We start from the raw sequence: 19,349 nt of genomic DNA, 5'->3' as shown, positions 1-19,349 counted from the left end.
TTCATCGATCAGGATGAGCATTTCATGCTCATCCTGATTAAGTTAAGTGAGGTGGAAACGGAATTGAACTTCTCTATTCTCGTCGACTATTTTGATATGTATTGGGATGGTTTCAAAGCCACATTAATGATAAGTTTCATTGCTCTTATTGCTAGCTTTTTTATCGGTGCGGTTATCGCAGTCATGCGAATTACACCAATTGCACCTCTTCGTTGGTTTGGGACTGCCTACGTTGAATTCTTCCGAAACATCCCTTTGCTCGTTATTGCGTTCTTCTTTTATTTCGGGACTGATGCCTTAGGTCTTAGACTGAATGGATTTACTGCAGGGACGATTGCATTGTCGATTTATACGTCTGCATTTATTGGGGAAGCGATCCGTTCAGGCATTTTAGCTGTTCCGAAAGGGCAGACGGAAGCGGCAAGGTCATCAGGCTTAACGTATATTCAAACGATGCGGATGATCATTTTACCCCAAGCGATAAAAATTGTCATACCGCCAATCGGCAACCAGTTCATCAATCTAGTGAAGAACTCTTCTATTTTAGCCCTCATTGCGGGCGCAGAGCTTATGTATCAAGCAGATTTGATTTCGTCTAAGACGTACGTCGTTTTTGATGTGTATATTTTCGCTGCTGTATTTTATTTAATCATTACCATTCCGTTAAGTATTGGCGTAGGGCAACTTGAAAAACGCCTTGCGAGCAGCAATTAAGGAGGTGTTATAATGGATTTTGCAGGTGCATTCTCTCCCGATAATCTTTCGTTCTTGATGGAAGGTTTTTACGTCACTTTGAAGGTTGCGCTCGTTTCAATCGTTTTAAGCTTTATTATTGGAGGAGCTGTTGGTACATTACGATTTGCGAAAATACCCGTGATTTCACATGTATTAGCTGTATTAGTTGAGTCAATCCGAAACTTGCCTCTTCTTCTTATCATTCTATTCACATACCTTGCGCTTCCCGAAATGGGCATTAACCTTAGTATTACAGTTTCAGCCATTGTGGCACTGACTATTTTTGAATCTGCGATGTTGGCTGAAATTGTAAGGGGTGGCTTGATCTCGATTGATAAAGGGCAGATGGAAGCGGCTCGTACGTCCGGACTAACGTACATACAGGCCATGAGGTTCATCATATTGCCACAGGCTCTACGTAGAATGGTGCCGAATATTGTCAGTCAGTTCATCTCACTTCTCAAAGATACATCTCTTGCAGTTGTCATAGCGCTTCCTGAATTGCTTCATAACGCTAGAATCATACAAGCGCACCATCCAAACGAAGTGATTCCAATCTTTATCTTAATCTCGATTATGTATTTTGTTGTCAATTATGGATTATCAATACTTTCCAAGAGATTAGAATTGAAAACAGCATAAGTTAGAAATTGAAGGGCTGTCGAAAACAGCCCTTTTTTAATGGAAGAAACTCATGAATGTGCATAAACTCCTCCAAATGCGCATAAATGCCAAGAATTACGCATAACTGCTCAGAATGACGCATAAATCATTCCATTCACGCATAACGCCGCCATTCACGCATAAATCATAAAATCCACGCATAACCGCAACTATCCTACACTCCCAGTAGCAATAAAATCACCGGAATTGTCACAATGCTGATCAACGTTGTTACAAACGTCGTGAAAGAAACGAGGTCAGGTTCCGTTCCGAACTGTAAAGCGAACAGTGTCGTATTTGCGGCAGCCGGCATCGATGCTTGGATGATCAGGACCATACGAAGTAAGTCGTTAACAGGTAAGAAGACTAAAATGAGCATGGCGATTGCAGGTGATGCGACCATGCGAATGAGTGTGACGGCGGTAACATAGCGGTATGCCACTTTCTTTTTCGTCATCGCAGCTAACTGCATTCCCAAAACGAGCATAACGGTAGGGATCGAGGCATCTGCTACTAAACTGATTCCTTCCATTAAAGGGTCTGGTAATTGGAACGCAAAAAATTGCAGGCAAATGCCAAGGGCTGCCGCGTAGATGAGGGGCATTCGAACAACGCGATGCAATGCATCCTGCCATGTTGCCCGTTCATCGCTGCCTATAGAAGCAATAAAAATACCGAACGTATTCATGATAAGTGCATGGAACACCATAATAATGACGGCGTAGTCAAATCCAATAGCCCCTAACGCGAATAGAACGACTGGTGCCCCGTAATTTCCGCTATTCATAAATACTCCGCCTAAAATCATCGCAGACCGTTCCGATCGCGTTGCCCCCATTATCCGTGCTGTACTCCACACAAGTAAAAATAGAAAAAGAAATAGCAGCAAATTGAATAAAACGATATAAAAATAGTCCCACGTAAGAGGATTTCCGTAAAAAGTCCGGAAAGCTAGAAAGGGAGACATTAAGTAAAGAGCAGTCGTTGAAATGGATTTAATATTGAACCCAATCAGCTTTTGTCCAATGAATCCGACTGCAAAAATGAAGAAAACCGGAAAAATGATGAATAACAACTCCATAATGTCCATCTCCCTAAGTATGTATATCCCCATTCTAAACATTCCGAAGAGTCTTTGCTATTGCATAAATTGAATTCCGTTTATTGCAAGTATAAAAACCGTTCATACTATTGAAATATTTGTAATATACCACTATAGTTGAAGAAACCCCAAAAAATTGAAAAAATATGTATCTGGATTACTAGAGTTCTCTAACTTACGAAGTAGGCAGAAAATCATCAGCTGAAAGGCGGAAGATATAATGTTGAAATTGTCAAATGTGTCAATTACGTATAACGATCGAGCCGTGCTCGATAATCTGAATTTAACGGCGAATATAGGAGAAATCATCGGTGTGGCTGCTCCAAACGGAACAGGAAAATCGACAATGTTCAATGTGATGGCCAACTTTGTGAAACCAAATTCGGGGCATGTTGAATTTGACGGTAAATATGCGTACCGAAATGAAAAAGAAGAGCTGTTGATTCACAAACTGTTGTGTACTTTCCCTGAACAAAAAGATCTCTTCGAGGAATTATCCGGGGTAGATCATTTGAAATTATATGCAAATATGTGGAAGGGGACAACAAAGCGTGTCCCGCAAGTCATTGAGCGTCTTCAAATGGGCAACTATGTTAAAAGGAAAGTTCGGACCTATTCATTAGGAATGCGGCAGCGTCTATGTTTTGCAATGATGATGGCTGCTGATACGCCTGTCATGCTAATGGATGAAGTGATGAATGGACTTGATGTGGACAATGTTGCATTGATTTCCGAATGCTTAATGGAAATGAAGAAGGATAAGCTCATCTTTGTTGCATCCCATTTACTTTCAAACTTAGATTTGTATGCAGATAGAGTCCTATTTTTGAAAGATGGGAAGTTTGTGCACGAACATAGATTTACTGGTGAGAATGATATGTTCCTTAAAATAGAAGTAACTCCCGAACAATACGAATCGTTGAAAGAAAAAGTGACTCTTCCAGTTGGATACATCTATATAGCAAAACACTTATTATGCATACCGTTAAAGGGAATGAGCGAAGCGGAACAGACAAAGTGGATTGAACGGATGCTTGATTATAACGAAAAAGAAATGACAGTCGGTCCATTGGGAACGGTAGAATACTATGATAAATTTTATTCGAAAAATGTGTGAGACTCGTCGTTTAAGTAGTAGTGGTCGTTTATAACGGATTCAATATATGTTCAAAAGGGGAAGCTGGGATGAATCGAAATTATTTGAAACACGAATTTCAAATTACATTTAGAAGCAGACGTAACATTCCTTTCATTTTATTCATCAGTGTCTTGCTGCTCAGTTATTGTCTGATTCTATTGCCAAACGAAGAAACAAAAGAAACCTATTATCCTGATGAGGTTCGAAATTATTTAACGGATCTCGAACTAGAACAGAAATTAAGGGAGGAAAAGGGAAATACAGGGGTTATACAAATGACGGGTATGCCTGTCTATGCTATGAATGCAAATTCTTACAAACTGAACCAAGCTATGCTTACAGCTTATGAGGACAAGAACTATTACCGTTTTCTTTATTTACGGAACTATTTTCTCTTAGATAATGAATATGATTATACGTCCGATGAAAATCTTTTCACTCTATCTCCGTTTCCGGGGAAGGATCGGGCCCATTTATATAAACAAACAATGATGCGATACGAGGATTACTTAACAAATGATTACCCTATTACATACGGTTTAATGTATGAAAAAACAGGATTGCAAGCATTACAAAAGTTCCTGCAATCAAATGGGATTCTATTCATTTTATTTTGTGCCATCTTTTTCAGCTCTGATGTTTTATCGAGGGATCGCAACAATCGGTCAGTTCTACAAGGAATTCCGATATCCTGGTATCGCCAATTGAATCTTAAATCCCTATCTGTTTTCTTCTATTCATTGCTCGTTGTGTTAGGAATAATAGTCGTAGGGGTTATCGTGATGAGCCTTCAATTCGGTTTTGGCTATTTCAATTTACATGTGCCGATTATGATTGCACAACAGACCTTTACAATGGAGGATTATGATGTAATTTCAATTGCTGTTTTCTTAGGGAAAACATTAATAGTCGTTCCTCTCTTAATCTTCCTTTTCGTCCGATTGAATGTCATTTTTGGTCTTTTGTTTAAAAATGAATGGCTCGTTCTTTTATTCAGCAGTTTTATCCTCTTTTCAGATCGCATTTTCGTATCAAGGACAGAGAGAGAACTATTCGGAATAGATATTAGCTTCTTCCCTCAAACGTATTTTGATTTTGGGAAAATTGTAGATGGAGAAAAGAACTTTCTTTTGAACACAGAAACGATTACCTATGCGAAAGGAATTATCGTGTTGCTCGTCACGCTAGCTGTCATTGAACTTGTCATCTTCATTCTGTCAAAGATCATCAATAAACGTCGTTTCTATTATGCGTAAAAATATGTAACGAGGAAGGATACGATTATGTTTTGGAAGTATTTACTATTTGAAACAAAACTATTGCTCCATAATCGGAAAAATTGGTTGCTTGGAATTGGTCTTATCCTGTTTTTCCTGTTGTACTATACTCATTACAGTCAAACTGACATCAAAGATATTCACAAGCTGAAAAACGAGGAAGCGCAGCGCTTCCACACAGTATTCAATGCCTTTCCCGAAGAGTTGAGAGAGACGGCAGAAGGGGAAGCGACTTACAATAATTTGACACAACAAGCTTCTTTGATCAATATGCAAAGGTATTATTTATGGAAGAAAGATGATTATGATAAGTATATTGAAGACGGTCTCAAGTTGAATGCACTACGTCTTGAATTACACGAGTTGGGGAACAAAGGAATCCATCCAAATTACGTCATTCCGAGAGAAGAAATTCAGAAAGAAATGGCGATTTTACGGTATTATCAGGAACATGATTTACCGCTTGTTCCCGATCCATTTGTAGCAAGCAATTATTTACCAGTCACCTTGAACATGATCAGCGGTCTGCTATTTTGTCTTTTCGTCTTACTGATGGCCAGCAGCATCCTGTTGAATGACCAACTACATCGCTCGGTAGTCGTCGGATTCCCAGCATCCTTCATGCAAAAGGTAAGCGCTAAAGTGGGCATCCATTTAGTCCAAGTTATGATGTTTCTCGGAATCGGCTTTCTCATTGGTGGAACCTATGTGTCCCGAAAAACGGAATGGGGAAATTTCATGTCTCCAGTTCTTATCTATCAAGATATGGATTTTATTGCAGTGTCGACTACTCGGTATATCACTTACATGTTCATTTCATTTACACTCATCGCGTTATTCCTTTTGCTAGTATTTGTACTAATCAATGTCATGACGAAGAATTTGTACGCAACAATTTTGACGATGATTGTCATTTTACTATTGCCTGATCTCATAAGTGTTGCAGGTATGAAAGTTAATTGGCTGTATCCATTGAAATTTATCGATATCGGCTCTATCTTGAATGGAGATGCTGCTATGGAATTTAGGAATGAAAAATTGGATTTCAGACATTCGTATAGTTGGCTAGTCGGGCTTAACTTGTTAGCCGTAGCGGTTCTTTACGTTAGGAATAAACTGCTATACATCCGAAAAAGAGAAGTCGCATTAGAAATAAATGGATAAGCTGATTGCGATTTCATGGGAGAAAACGAGGAACGGTGGAGTAATATGAAAAAAACAATGCAGAAATGGTTTGAATTGAACGGCAGTAAAATGGGCACTTCTCTACTAATCGCTTCCTTTCTATTATTACTTACGGGCTGTCATCCTTTACAACAATCGAAGTTTGTTAAAGTTGCACCATATGAAAAGAATTTTGAAATCATCGGTTCCGAGAGGGATGATTTAATCGGACAGGTGAATCCAGCAATTTTTGCGCAAGTGGATCGAAGTAATGTACATGCAGAACAGGTAGAGAGTGGGGTATTTACGAGGGAAGGCGTCAAGGTTACTCTTCAACCGGGTCGCTATTCGATTACGGGATATCCAACGGGGAACATTTTCATTTACGATGAAAATGGGGAACTAATCATACGGGATATTGTTGGCTTTGCGGGAGTCGGTAGTTTAACAGTCGATATTGTAGAAACGTATACTGTTTTTGCTGACGGTGGATATGATCATGTGAGTTTCACACCGGTGCCGACACAGCTTGCTACTAACCTGACACCGGGTATTTGGGAAGTCGGGTTGGATATCGAAGCTGGTGATTATATAGTCGGGAGCGAGTACGGGTTAGGATATTTGGAAATTCACGAAAAAGGGAAAGAACCTCACCTTTATGAAGTAATTGGAGGCACTCAAACTGGTTCAAAAACTCGTTTGAAGTTAACAGTGGGGCAAAAGCTCAAGGTTACTGGAATTTCTCTTGTGCAATTTTCGCCGGTGGAAGAATAAATGAAGCGGCGGATCAAAAATGATCTGCCGTTTTTCTAATAAGTTAAACGGAGTGGTAGAACTATGCAAAATGTGATTGACATGAAAAATGTTTTATTTCGAAGAGGCCAAAAAGAAATTCTTAAAAGTATTAATTGGACAATCAAACAGAATGAGCATTGGGCAATATTGGGGTTAAATGGCTCCGGTAAAACATCGCTTCTAAATATTATTTCCGCTCATCAGTTTCCTACTGAAGGAGAGGTTCACGTTCTTGGAAATCGATTTGGAGAAACGAATTTACCGGAATTACGAAAAGAAATTGGTTTTGTTAGCAGTTCGCTAGAGCGATTCGCTCAAACGTTCCAGCATGATACAGTCGAGAGAGTCATTATAAGTGGGAAATTTGCAAGTTTCGGCCTGTATGAGCAACCATCTGTAGCCGATTGGGAACGAGCGGATGAACTGTTGCATGACTTCCGGCTATACTATTTAAAGGGCAAGCCATTCAATTTACTTTCCGAAGGCGAGAAACGACGGATCTTAATTACTCGGGCCCTCATGAATAAACCACGAATGCTCATTATGGATGAACCGTGTTCAGGCCTTGACATACTATCGAGGGAGCAATTTTTACATACATTAGAAGCGGTAACGAAAAATAATTGCCATCTCATCTATGTGACACACCATGTAGAGGAATTGGTCGAGGACATTACACATGTGCTTCTTTTAAAAGAAGGAGAAATTGTCGCTTCGGGAAAGAAAAAGGAAGTATTGACGGGTGATCTGCTAACAGCTACATACAATGTACCAGTGAGAATTCGATGGGATGACGGAAGGCCCTATCTTACAATTAATAAGGAGATGAATGAAGTGAGCAAACAATTGAAAGGTTCACGAATGTTCACGTAAAAGTGCCTAATCATAAGGCGCTTTTTTCCTTTCTATATTACAATGAAAATAACATTAGATGAAGGGACCCGGTTGCTTTGGAACTTACTCTTACGTTTATCATTTTAGGAATCACCGTCGTTTTATTCATGACGAATAAACTGCGCGCGGACCTCGTTGCGATTCTCGCCTTGCTCGCCTTCGTATTGACGGGAATTCTGACACCTGTCGAAGCGCTTTCCGGATTTTCTAACTCTGTCGTCATTATGATTGCCGCCCTTTTTGTAATCGGGGCAGGAATTTTACGGACAGGGCTTGCCCAAATGGCGGGTACATTACTATTGCGCTATTCGGGTGACAGCGAGAAAAGGCTGTTCATTCTGTTGTTACTCATTGTTGCATCAGTCGGCGCATTCATGAGCAATACGGGGACAGTGGCTCTTATGCTGCCGATTGTTATCAGCATTGCAATCAGCATTAATAGCAGCCCTTCAAAATACTTAATACCTCTTTCCTATATGGCGAGCTTTTCCGGATTGCTCACGTTAATCGCTTCACCGCCTAACTTAATCATTAGCCAAATGCTTGTCGACAATGGTTATGAAAAACTTGGCTTTTTCCAAATCACCCCGATCGGCATCATCGGTGGGGTCGTTGGCATTATTTACTTATTCGCAGTCCGTAATTCATTACTGCCAAAAGGAAAGTCCGGTTCCAATGCGAATCAAGTTCAAAAGTTATCGACGAAGCAACTAGCAATCGATTATCAACTTGGTGGAAGTCTGTTCCGAGTGAAAGTTCCGGAAGGGTCGGAATTGATCGGGAAGCGGCTCGCGCAATTAAAGATTCCGGCAACGTATCATTTATGCATTTTGAAAATAAGCAGGAAATCGACCGAAGGATTAAATTTATTGCCGATGACCTATAAGGAAATGGCAGGACCGAATAGTGTTGTTCAACCGAAGGATCGTCTTTACATACAAGGGTCTGCCGAAAACGTGAAAAAGTTCGTTGAAGCATATGGGTTATTGATCGAAGAAGGGACGTCGGAGGCGGATGAGCTCGTATCGAAGGAGTTAGGAATTGCGGAAGTACTCCTGACCCCACATTCGAATCTCATTAAGGAAACGTTGCGTACGATCAACTTTCGCGAGAAGTATAACTTGAATATTTTAGGGATTAACCGCCAAGGGGAGTTTGTCGTAAAAGATATGTCGAAGCAAAGCCTCCGTTTTGGGGATGCCCTTCTCGTACAAGGTTCTTGGGAATCGATCGAATTGCTTTCAAAGGATACGAGGAACGTTGTCGTCATCGGGCAACCGAAAGAGCATGCGAGCATGGCTGCCGCAAGTGGAAAAGCTTCGATTGCTGGGGCCATCATGATTCTAATGGTTCTTCTTATGGTGTTCGAAGTATTTCCAGCTGTCATCTCGGTGTTGATCGGCGCAGCATTGATGATTTTGACTGGGTGCGTCAGGAATATGGACGACGCATACGGGCAAATCAACTGGGAAAGCATCGTTCTCATCGGGGCGATGCTTCCGATGGCGACAGCGCTTGAAAATACGGGAGGGATGGTGTTGCTGTCAGAAGGGATTATCCAATTGCTTGGCGGGCTCGGTCCTATCGGGGTACTTGGTGGCATCTTCTTGTTGACGATGACATTCGGGCAATTCATAAGCAATACCGCTACGGCTGTCCTGTTTGCTCCTATCGGATTAAGCGCGGCCCTCAGCATCGGCGTCAGCCCGTATCCATTCCTGATCGCAGTAGCAGTAGCAGCTAGCATGGCATTCTCCACACCGGTCGCATCACCGACAAATGCGCTCGTCATGACGGCAGGCGGCTATCAATTCAAGGATTTTGTGAAAATCGGAGTGCCATTGCAATTCATCATGCTCGTTGTCATGATGATTGCAATTCCAATTCTGTTCCCATTTTAAGTTTGCAAGATCGCTTGTACATGGTAAACTGAATTGAATGAATGAAATGAATATTGGAAAAGGGGTTATTAGATGGCAGTAGATGTATATCTCAACTTTAACGGGAATTGCAGGCAGGCAGCCGAGTTTTACGCAGAGGTGTTCAATACAGAAAAACCTCAGATCATGACATTCGGAGAGGCTCCGCAAAGTCCGGATTATCAGTTGCCTGAGGAAGCAAAGGATTTGGTTTTGCATACAAGATTGAATATTGATGGAAGCAGAGTTATGTTTTCCGATACATTTCCTGGTCATCCTTTCATCGAAGGGAATAATGTCAGTCTAGCTTTCGTCAACAAGGACATTGAGCTCATCAAAACTGTGTTCGATAAACTGAAGCAAGGCGGGACCGTGACGATGGAGTTACAGGAAACGTTCTGGAGCAAAGCGTATGGCCAATTGAAAGACCAATTCGGCATCGAATGGCAAATCAGTCATGAAGAGTGAATAATTTTCTAGTAAAACGTCGGGAGCATATCCCGCCGTTTTTGTTTATGTTAGCAAGGGTTGTTCCACTCCAAAGTCCATTCTTTCACCATAATCCCTCCGATGTTACAATAATGAAAGATAGTTGCCATTGTGAAAGGAAGAAACAAATGAAAATTACAGAAATCGAAATTCATGCGATCCACTTGCCTTTACATGACCCGTTTATCGTCAGTTATGCGAGTTATGATACGATTCCTTCCATCATCGTTAAACTGACAACCGACATGGGTCATGTCGGATACGGGGAGGCAGTAGCGGACGAGCATGTTACCGGTGAAAGCTGGGAAAGTACATATGCCATTTTGAAAAACACGCTCGCACCAAAACTGATCGGCATGGATCCTGGTCAAATGGAAAAGATCCATGCGCGCATGGATGCTGAAATTTATGGAGTGCCCGCTGCCAAGGCAGCTTTAGATATCGCTTGCTATGATTTGATCGGAAAAGCGTTGGACGTTCCCGTTTATGATCTGTTAGGCGGAAAATATCACGATGAATTTCCGATTACGCACGTACTCAGCATTGGGACGCCTGCACATATGGCAGATGAAGCCGAACAACGCGTTCAAGAAGGCTACCGTTCATTGAAAATGAAAGTTGGCACAGACGTTTCGGAAGATGTGAAACGAATCCAAGCTGTCCGAGAACGGGTAGGTGAATCGATCGCCATTCGAATCGATGTCAATCAAGGTTGGGTGAACAGCTCAACGACGTTGCAAGCGTTACGAAAACTTGAACATAGTTCACTCGATTGGCTTGAGCAACCGGTCAAAGCGGATGACATCGATGCAATGGTGGAAATCAAATCGAAAACTTCTGTGCCTGTCATGATTGACGAAGGGCTGTGCGGATTCCGTGATATGCGTGAGATTATCGCCAAGCGGGCTGCAGACAAAGTGAATATTAAATTGATGAAATGTGGCGGCATTTATCCGGCCATGAAGTTAGCCCATATGGCGGAAATGGCAGGAATCGAATGTCAGATCGGCTCGATGGTCGAATCGTCCGTCGGTTCGGCAGCGGGATTCCATGTCGCTTTTTCCAAACGGATCATAACGAGTGTGGAATTGACAGGACCATTGAAATTTAGTGAAGACATCGGAAACTTGAAATATGACATTCCTTTCATTCGCTTGACGGATAAGGCGGGACTCGGAGTTGATGTGGATGAAGCTATCTTGAATAAATTGACTGTGTACTCGGAGAAGGTGCTTGGATGAAACAAGACATCATCTTGCGGAATGGTCAAAAAGTGACAATACGAAACTTGACGGTAAACGAACTAGGTCCGATTATCGAGTTGCAAGAGAAAGTGATTGGGTCGCTAGAAGTCGCCTCCTTTCTACAGCCACTTTCCGAAGAAGAATTTCGCTACATTCTGAAAGGTAATGGCACAATGATCGGAGCTTTCTACGGCAACCGACTTATCGCTTTCAGGGCGATGCTCGAACCGGAAATCGACGAGCATCATTTAGGAAGAGATGCCGGTTTGCCAGAAACCGAATTGCCAACCGTTTTGTATTCAGAAGTGACGAATGTCGACCCAGATTATCGAGGAAACAAATTGCAGCAATTGCTTGGGCAGCTTCTCATGGAAAACGTCGACAAAAATCGGTACCGTTACGTATGCGCGACGGTCGCCCCGTTTAATATCGCAAGCTTGAAAGATAAATTCGCATTGGGCATGCATATTGTTTCGGTAGAAAAGAAATACGGCCATGTTTTGCGCTACACATTTATAAAAGATCTGGCTGCATCGGACAAGCCTTCGACAATCGGTATTACTGTCGACATGTCTGATGTTATGGAGCAGCAATCTTTACTTGCGGATGGATGGGTCGGTATCGGATTGGAACAGGTCGATGATTCGTGGAAAGTGAAATATGCAAAGAAAGATTGAATGTAGGAAACCGTACAAGTCGTAAAGTGACTTGTACGGTATTTTTATCAAATTTGACGACAATTCTCGATGATTCTGAATAAATGGTATTGCCTAAAACATTCCATAATGGTACAATCAATTTCTGTCTCAATTAACCCCAACATCTCATAATAGGACGCAAAAATACGCAAAACGGAGGACTGTATATGCAGAAACATCCCGATTTTGAGTTTGAATTGCAGCGCCTTGACTACACGAAGCACTACATGCAGAAGCTCCTTGAAGAGTCGATGCGTGATGTGCAATCCTCGCAAGATGAAATTCGGCATGCGATGGCCGACTTGGATTATTTGGATTCCAGTTTGAGCTACATCAATATTTTAACAAACACCCGATTTTTTGAAATGGCTCGCTCTCAGAGGGAAGGACTCGAAGCGGTTCAGCAAAAACCTTATTTCGCCCGTATCCATTTCCAGACGGACGGAGAGAAGGATGAATTCCTCTATATCGGAAAAACGTCTGTCTTCCACCAGGAAACCCAAGAACCGATCATCGTAGATTGGCGCTCGCCTGTAGCGAATGTTTACTATGATGGCAGATTGGGAGACTTGACGTACAAAGTGCGGGACGAAGAAATAAGTGGGCACCTCTTTTCGAAACGGCAATACAAAATCGAAGAGGGAGAACTGCTGGACATCCTTGATATTGATTTAACAACGAATGATGAATTGCTTCAAGAAGCTTTGGCAGGGAAAGCGGACGTTCGGCTGACCGAAATCGTTTCAACGATTCAGGCGGAACAAAACGAAATTATCCGTGCGAACTTGAAGCAACCGATTATTGTTCAGGGTGCCGCGGGTAGTGGTAAAACGACGATTGCACTTCACCGCATCTCCTATTTCCTTTATACGATGGGAACGGATTTCCCTTCAGAGAAACTGATGATTCTAGCTCCAAGCAAATTATTCATGGAATATATCGGCGACGTGCTGCCCGAGTTAGGCGTCGGGCGTATTTGTCAAACGACTTTCGCTGAATATGTACTGAACGCAACAGGATTGAAGCTCAAATTAACTGATCCGAATAAAAAGCTGGAGCTGTTAACGGCAACTAAATCCGTAGATGAAGAACAACTTTTCATTGCACGCTTGAAAGGGACGCTTCGTTATCGAGAAATCATGCAACGATACGTGGACAAGCTCGAACAAGAAACAGCAGCCCTCTTTGAAGACGTCTATATCGAAAAATATCGGATCATGAAGGCATCGCGCCTGAAGAAATTGTTCCTTGAAGACTTCAAGTATATGCCTCTTGAGAAAAGAATAGAGCGTATTAAACTTATTATGCAAAGTGAAGTGAATCGGAAACGCAAACAGCTGTATAAGCTCCTATCCGATAAATATGAAGAAGCCCTCGACAAAGCATTGTACGGTATTCGAGACGATGAAAAACGTAAGGCGCGCATCACAAGGATCATGGATGAACGAGATGAACGGCTTCCTTCTATTGAAAAGGAAGGAAAAAAGACCGTTTCAGTCTATATGCGCAGATTTAAAAAGTTCAATATAAAAAAACTGTACAGGGATTGGCTTATAAATCCACAATTACATATAGAGTTGGCATGCCACTGGTCTGAATCGGAAAGGGATGCTTTTTTTGCCGCGCACCAAAAAGAAGTTTGGGAGACAGAAGACTTGGCTGCGCTTTACTTTCTACATGCCAAGTTGAAAGGTGTGGCGGATGAGTGGAAAATGCGCGTCGTCTTTATTGACGAGGTGCAAGATTACAGCGAATTCCAGCTTGCTGCATTGCAGGACGGGCTGGAAACAGATATGTTTACGATGGTCGGGGACCTTGCGCAAGGGATCTATAGCTACCGTGCATTGACATCATGGGAACCAGTACGGGAAATGTTTCCGCGGGCCACGTATACGACCTTGCAAAAAAGTTACCGGACAACAATCGAAATTATGCAACTCGCGAATAAGGTTCTTGAGCAGATGGAAGAAGATCTGCCTCTCGTGGAACCGGTCGTCCGGCACGGCAGGGAGCCTGAATTTTATGAAATGCCAAGCCTTGATACGTCTAAGGTGAATGAAATTTATGAGGAAATACTTAGCAGAGGACATAAATCGATTGCTTTAATATGTAAAACTCGAAAAGAATCAGAGGTGCTTTACAAGCGGCTAGACCAATCGGGGCTGCCTGTCCAATTACTAGGCGAGAACTCTGATATTAATGGCGACTGTCTATTAATCGTACCAAGCCATCTATCGAAAGGCCTGGAATTCGATGCCGTCATCATCGCTGCTTTCGACGAACCATTCCGGGACCATCCAATCGATCGAAAGTTGTTATATGTCGCGATGACGAGGCCGATGCATGAACTGCATCTGCTATCCGACTCGCTATCACCATTGATAATGACAAAATACGCATAAAACCGTCCAAAAGCGCATAAATCATCCGAAAAGCCCATAAATGAACATATACACGCATAAAGCCGAACAAATGCGCATAAATCTCAAATTAAGCTCATTAACTTCAAGAAAAACGCATAAATAAATGAAAGGATTCTCTAAAAGGGAATCCTTTTTAGATTTCTGTAAAAAAGGTAAAACCTTTTCCGTACAAATTACGAATATACTTATAGGGCAATGATATTGGAAAGCATGTGATGAATAAATGGAGAATGATCTTCGCTTGATCAAACAGATAAAGAAAAATGCCAGTGAGTCCGCTGCGAGTGCACTGGTGTCGAAATATTATAAGGAAATGTATGCTTTTCATTACAAACAAACACTGGACGAGGAGCTATCATTGGATTTAACGCAAGAGCTATTCATTGCCGTCTTGCAAACGATTTATGCCTACGATGTCAAAAAAGCTTCGTTTCGGACTTGGCTGTACAGGATTGCCTCAAATCGAATTGTCGACTATTTCCGCTCCAGGCATTACCGATATGCACAATTTACGCAGCCGTTAGAGGATATCCAGCAGGAATTCGAGGATGAATACAATTTGGAAATTGCTCTAGTACACAAGGAGCAATTCGAGCGTGTCAATTCATTAGTCAATCAGCTTGATGCACATTCACAGCAAGTTATCCGCTTGAAGTTATTCGGTGAATACACGCTAAAGGAAATTGCGGCCATTGAAGCGATTCCGATATCTACGGTGAAAACAAGATATTATGCCGCACTGAAATGGATTCGTAAAGAAATGGAGGTAGAGAAACTTGAAGAAAGATCAATTTAAAATTCCGATGCCAGATGAGAGCACCATCGAGGCACAGATTAGTCAAATTGTCTCTCGAGGTTTAGTGAAAAGAGAATCTTTTTCATCCTATTTACGATCAATGGTGCAACAAGTCGGATGGAGGCATCTGTTTTCGGATCGATTGGAACTTAGCTTCATTTTAAGTATCGCCATCGGATTATACAGCCTGTTTCTCATCGTACCAAATCATGCTGAAATACAAGATCTCTATACTTATATTTTTCTTTTTTCACCCATTCTGTTCCTTGCTTTATCAATCTACACGTACGTAAATAAAACACAAAATGCGACGTACGATGTGGAAATGGCTTGTAAATACAATGTTTATCAAGTCATTGCATTCCGGATGCTTGCGTTTAGTATTTCAACGATGTTCCTCAATACACTGGGAATTGCTTTCCTTGCCATGAAATATGAAGGAATCCATTTTATCCGTGCATTCATGCTTTCTAGCACGTCCCTGTTACTGTTTTCGATTATTCTTTTATTCGCCCTTATGAACCGAAGGACAAAAGGGATTGTAATGATAACAATAGCAGTATGGGTCATGGGGAACACGTTTTTAAAGTCAGTGAATAACGAGTTGTACAACGATATGCTTCTTCATATGCCAGTAATCGTATATGCGGTTGTTCTACTCGGTTGCCTAATAATATTTATGAACTACTTGAAAAAGCTCATCGTATTCAAGCAGTCGGAGGGGGTATTTTAATATGTTAGTCGTGAAAGATGTCAGCAAGCGTTATGGAGATTTTACCGCATTGCAACAGATCAATTTGGAATTTAACACGGGTCTATATGGATTACTTGCTCCGAATGGCGCAGGGAAAACGACGCTGATTAAAATGTTGGCGACATTGATTGCTCCGAGCGAAGGGGAAATCTATTATAACGGAAAAAACATCATCGATATGGATGAGCAGTACCGTGAACTGTTAGGCTTTTTGCCACAGCAGTTCGGCTATTACAAAAATTATTCGCCTAAGCAATATATGTTGTATTTGGCGGCATTGAAAGGGATTGGGAAAAAAGAGGCCCTCAAAAAAATTGATGACCTTTTGGAAAAGGTAGCTTTAGGTGATGTTGTAAATAAAAAAATGAAGAAATTTTCAGGTGGGATGATCCAGCGTGTCGGCATAGCACAAGCATTGCTGAACGACCCGAAAATACTCATTTTGGACGAGCCGACAGCAGGTCTTGATCCGAAAGAAAGGGCGCGATTCCGTCATTTACTCACTGAACTTGCCCGCGATAGACTCGTCATTATATCTACCCATATCGTATCGGATATTGAATCAATTGCGAATGAAATCATAATGATCAAAAACAAGCAGCTGCTTTATAAGGATTCGGTTGAGGATATTTGTTCGACGTTAAGAGGGAATGTGTTTGAAACAACAATCGATTTTGATCTGTTGGAAGCATTCCGGAAGAAATATGTCCTCCTTTCTGAAAAGCAGGAGTACGGCAAAATGATCGTCCGATTCATCCATAAAGGAGTGCCGGAAGCTGGATGGAAGCCAGTGGCACCACAGTTGGAAGATGTATTCCTTTACGAATACCGCGATGAAATCGAAGGGGAAGTATGATGAGTATTATCCTCCATGAATGTAAGAAAGCATTGACATCTCCTATTTTAATTGGACTACTCGTGGTTTTTTCCGCATTTAATCTATTTGTCATCATCAGTTCATCCGACCACAAAGCAGAGTTAAAGATTATCAATGAAATTATTGAAACGTACGGATTGAAAATAACAGATGATTCTTTGGACGAATTCAATAGTAACGTACAACTTGACGTAGCGGAACTAAATAGGATGACAGCGTCCGAGTTTACGAGCGTCTATGAATTTCTTGACGGATTAAGCTTTGAGAATCAAGAGAAATATAGCGATGAACAATGGGAGTTCATTCACCGGTTGCAATTAAAAGAAATGTATTTGAACATGGCAAAGTCAATCGATGAAAGCTATGAAGGAATTGACATACGAAAATTAGCTGCAGGAGAAATTGAGAAGTATGGTCTTAGTGGCAAGGCTGCCGAAACATTTCTGAATGAAAACGAGAAGTTCTTTGAACGATTCAAGGAAATGGTTAGCAATGGGGAACATAAGCAATGGTTTTTTGCAGGTAAAGCATATTACATGCATACCTTTCTCTTCAAGACGATCTTCCTGCAAATCATTATCGAATCGCTTCTATTGATCATCTTGACAACTGCATTGATTACGACGTATGAGTTTGAAAACAAGACACACCTAGTTGCATACTCCACAAAACGTGGCAGAAAACTTATGAAAAATAAGCTTTTGTCTGCTTTAGCTATTGCAGCAGTTATTGTAGTCTTCCTATTCGCGATAACACTCGGAACGTTTTTCACTGTTTTTGATTACTCGCATGTCTGGCAAACGTCAATTAGCAGTGCATTCAACTGGGAATATAATTTCCCATATATCGCTTGGTGGGATCTATCTGTAGGAACCTTTTTAATAGGTGTAATTGCACTCGTTTTTGTCGTCCTATTGCTATTTTCGGGTCTGACCTTTGCATTATCCGTCACGGTGAAAAACAGTTATATTACTTTCTTTCTTGTTGCTGCCCTATTCGTACTTTTGTGGCTGTTACCTAGCTTCATGCCGAAATCCGCAAACCTGTTATTCGTCTCTGCGTATACTTTACCGACATTACTATTAGCAGTTAGTTCCTCGTTCATGGGAAGCAGCGGATTAATCCTATTTGAAAACTTCGAATGGATGACAGTTAGCTGTTGGACGGTGATTACGATTGTAGTTTGTTACATGTCGTATAAACGTTTTATTAAGATCGATATTTCGTGAGGAGGTGCAGCAATGAGGATTTTATTGAATGAAGTAAAGAAAATCTTCACGTGGAAAACGATGCTATTGCTGTTGTTTATCAATAGCTTAGTTTATTTTTTATTGATTGAATTTTATATCGAATACTTCCCCAACGGCAGTGGGATTTATTCGTATAATATCGGGTTAGAGAAATACGGCGTTACTATGGATGATGACGAGTTTATTGACTTCAAAAAGGTGTACGACGAAATAGTGGACGAAGCAACTCGGTATATGCAATCAAGGGAGGAATTCGTTGCTGCTGGTTTAGATACATATGAATTATTCCAGGCATATGATTGGGGGAATCCATCCCAAGAGGCAAGTGCCCTCCGAGATGACGTTTTTTTCGGAAAGAAAACTGAACTCTTTTGGGACTTGCAAGAGCGTGAAAGGTTGATTGAGTTTTATAACTTCAGAAAAAGTATTCCTGAAGTACTTACTGATAACCAGAGAGACCGATTAAACGAATTGATTGCAGAAGAAAAATTCGGAGTATATACGGAAATCGTTATCCGAAACTTCAAATCATATATTACAAATGTCGGGATTGCTATCCTGTTCAGCGTTGTGTTAGTCATTTCGCCAACAATTTTGAGGGATCGTTCAAGAGGGCTCCTTCAGTTGCAATATACATCGAAAAAGGGGAGGAATCTTTTCAAAACGAAACTCTTGGCCGGATACACCGCTACATTCATTATTATTACTGGATTATTGACCGTATATTTGGGCTTGTATTCGTTGAATAATACTTCCATGTTTTTTAAAGTTCGCATCAACACTTTTATAGCTAATGAGTCTTGGTACGATCCGACATTCTTCCAATTCATCATGCTATGTGTCGCAGCGATTTACTTGATCGGATTCATATTCGTCACGCTTTCCATGAGCTTTTCAAATGTTGTCCCGAATATGGTGTCCTTAATCGGCATCCAAATCCCGTTCGTTGTAGGATTTCTGATTTTCGGTCTGAATCGTTTATTGCCAAATATGATTCTAATTTGGATTCCTAAGTGGTTAACCCCTTTTTCTTACGGGGGCATGGTTATCGTATGTATCATTTTTATTTATTACCTAATTAAGCGTGAAAAGAAGATAGATATTTTGACCTGAATAAAAGAGAGTCCCCCA

18 protein-coding genes are annotated in these 19,349 nt (G+C 41.2%); 17 read left to right on the top strand and 1 reads right to left on the bottom strand.

What is annotated here, in order from left to right; genetic code table 11:
• The first annotated feature begins 63 nt into the window (after positions 1-63).
• Both MHZ92_RS10805 and MHZ92_RS10800 read left to right on the top strand, forming a co-directional pair.
• The gene (locus MHZ92_RS10805; protein WP_239431762.1) at positions 64-714 is read left to right on the top strand and encodes an amino acid ABC transporter permease; all 651 of its coding nucleotides are present in this window, start codon (positions 64-66) and stop codon (positions 712-714) included.
• Between the two features lie 12 nt (positions 715-726).
• Complete coding sequence (locus MHZ92_RS10800; protein ID WP_239431701.1) at positions 727-1,377, top strand: amino acid ABC transporter permease; 651 nt, start codon at positions 727-729, stop codon at positions 1,375-1,377.
• Between the two features lie 196 nt (positions 1,378-1,573).
• On the opposite strand, the gene MHZ92_RS10795 is transcribed toward MHZ92_RS10800, so the two are convergent.
• On the bottom strand, positions 1,574-2,479 hold the full coding sequence (locus MHZ92_RS10795) for an AEC family transporter (protein ID WP_239431700.1): 906 nt from the start codon (positions 2,477-2,479) through the stop codon (positions 1,574-1,576).
• Between the two features lie 241 nt (positions 2,480-2,720).
• On the opposite strand from MHZ92_RS10795, the gene MHZ92_RS10790 reads away from it, so the two are divergent.
• The 15 genes from MHZ92_RS10790 to MHZ92_RS10720 all read left to right on the top strand — a co-directional run bounded on the left by MHZ92_RS10790 (position 2,721) and on the right by MHZ92_RS10720 (position 19,331).
• Positions 2,721-3,617 (top strand): ATP-binding cassette domain-containing protein, encoded by an 897-nt coding sequence (locus MHZ92_RS10790; protein WP_239431699.1) that lies wholly within the window; start codon positions 2,721-2,723, stop codon positions 3,615-3,617.
• Positions 3,618-3,685: 68 nt separating this feature from the next.
• The gene (locus MHZ92_RS10785) at positions 3,686-4,894 is read left to right on the top strand and encodes a hypothetical protein (protein WP_239431698.1); all 1,209 of its coding nucleotides are present in this window, start codon (positions 3,686-3,688) and stop codon (positions 4,892-4,894) included.
• A 27-nt stretch (positions 4,895-4,921) separates the two neighbouring features.
• Positions 4,922-6,079, top strand: a complete 1,158-nt coding sequence (locus tag MHZ92_RS10780) for a hypothetical protein (protein ID WP_239431697.1) — start codon at positions 4,922-4,924, stop codon at positions 6,077-6,079.
• Between the two features lie 45 nt (positions 6,080-6,124).
• Positions 6,125-6,853 (top strand): hypothetical protein, encoded by a 729-nt coding sequence (locus tag MHZ92_RS10775; RefSeq protein ID WP_239431696.1) that lies wholly within the window; start codon positions 6,125-6,127, stop codon positions 6,851-6,853.
• Between the two features lie 63 nt (positions 6,854-6,916).
• A complete protein-coding gene (locus MHZ92_RS10770; RefSeq protein ID WP_239431695.1) occupies positions 6,917-7,747 on the top strand; it encodes an ABC transporter ATP-binding protein in 831 nt (276 codons plus the stop codon).
• Between the two features lie 128 nt (positions 7,748-7,875).
• Complete coding sequence (locus tag MHZ92_RS10765; RefSeq protein ID WP_239431761.1) at positions 7,876-9,669, top strand: SLC13 family permease; 1,794 nt, start codon at positions 7,876-7,878, stop codon at positions 9,667-9,669.
• Between the two features lie 72 nt (positions 9,670-9,741).
• The gene (locus MHZ92_RS10760) at positions 9,742-10,155 is read left to right on the top strand and encodes a VOC family protein (protein WP_239431694.1); all 414 of its coding nucleotides are present in this window, start codon (positions 9,742-9,744) and stop codon (positions 10,153-10,155) included.
• A gap of 149 nt (positions 10,156-10,304) precedes the next feature.
• Positions 10,305-11,417, top strand: coding sequence for a mandelate racemase/muconate lactonizing enzyme family protein (locus MHZ92_RS10755; RefSeq protein WP_239431693.1), 1,113 nt, complete (start codon positions 10,305-10,307; stop codon positions 11,415-11,417).
• Entirely contained in the window at positions 11,414-12,097 is a 684-nt protein-coding gene (locus MHZ92_RS10750; RefSeq protein WP_239431692.1) for a GNAT family N-acetyltransferase, read from the top strand. Before MHZ92_RS10755 ends, MHZ92_RS10750 begins: the two co-directional genes overlap by 4 nt.
• A gap of 188 nt (positions 12,098-12,285) precedes the next feature.
• A complete protein-coding gene (gene helD / locus MHZ92_RS10745; protein ID WP_239431691.1) occupies positions 12,286-14,520 on the top strand; it encodes an RNA polymerase recycling motor HelD in 2,235 nt (744 codons plus the stop codon).
• Between the two features lie 244 nt (positions 14,521-14,764).
• Positions 14,765-15,337, top strand: a complete 573-nt coding sequence (locus tag MHZ92_RS10740) for an RNA polymerase sigma factor (protein ID WP_239431690.1) — start codon at positions 14,765-14,767, stop codon at positions 15,335-15,337.
• On the top strand, positions 15,318-16,070 hold the full coding sequence (locus MHZ92_RS10735) for a hypothetical protein (protein WP_239431689.1): 753 nt from the start codon (positions 15,318-15,320) through the stop codon (positions 16,068-16,070). The genes MHZ92_RS10740 and MHZ92_RS10735 overlap by 20 nt, the downstream gene beginning before the upstream one ends.
• A 1-nt stretch (position 16,071) precedes the next feature.
• The gene (locus MHZ92_RS10730; protein ID WP_239431688.1) at positions 16,072-16,947 is read left to right on the top strand and encodes an ABC transporter ATP-binding protein; all 876 of its coding nucleotides are present in this window, start codon (positions 16,072-16,074) and stop codon (positions 16,945-16,947) included.
• Positions 16,947-18,197 carry a hypothetical protein gene (locus tag MHZ92_RS10725; protein ID WP_239431687.1) on the top strand — a complete coding sequence of 417 codons (1,251 nt, stop codon included), beginning with the start codon at positions 16,947-16,949 and terminating at the stop codon, positions 18,195-18,197. Before MHZ92_RS10730 ends, MHZ92_RS10725 begins: the two co-directional genes overlap by 1 nt.
• A 12-nt stretch (positions 18,198-18,209) precedes the next feature.
• On the top strand, positions 18,210-19,331 hold the full coding sequence (locus MHZ92_RS10720) for a hypothetical protein (protein WP_239431686.1): 1,122 nt from the start codon (positions 18,210-18,212) through the stop codon (positions 19,329-19,331).
• Positions 19,332-19,349: the final 18 nt, after the last annotated feature.

It is taken from the genome of Sporosarcina sp. ACRSL (assembly GCF_022346605.1).
Lineage (GTDB): Bacteria > Bacillota > Bacilli > Bacillales_A > Planococcaceae > Sporosarcina.
Note: the sequence above shows the minus strand (reverse complement) of the source record. Positions and strands in the feature narration are given on the sequence as shown.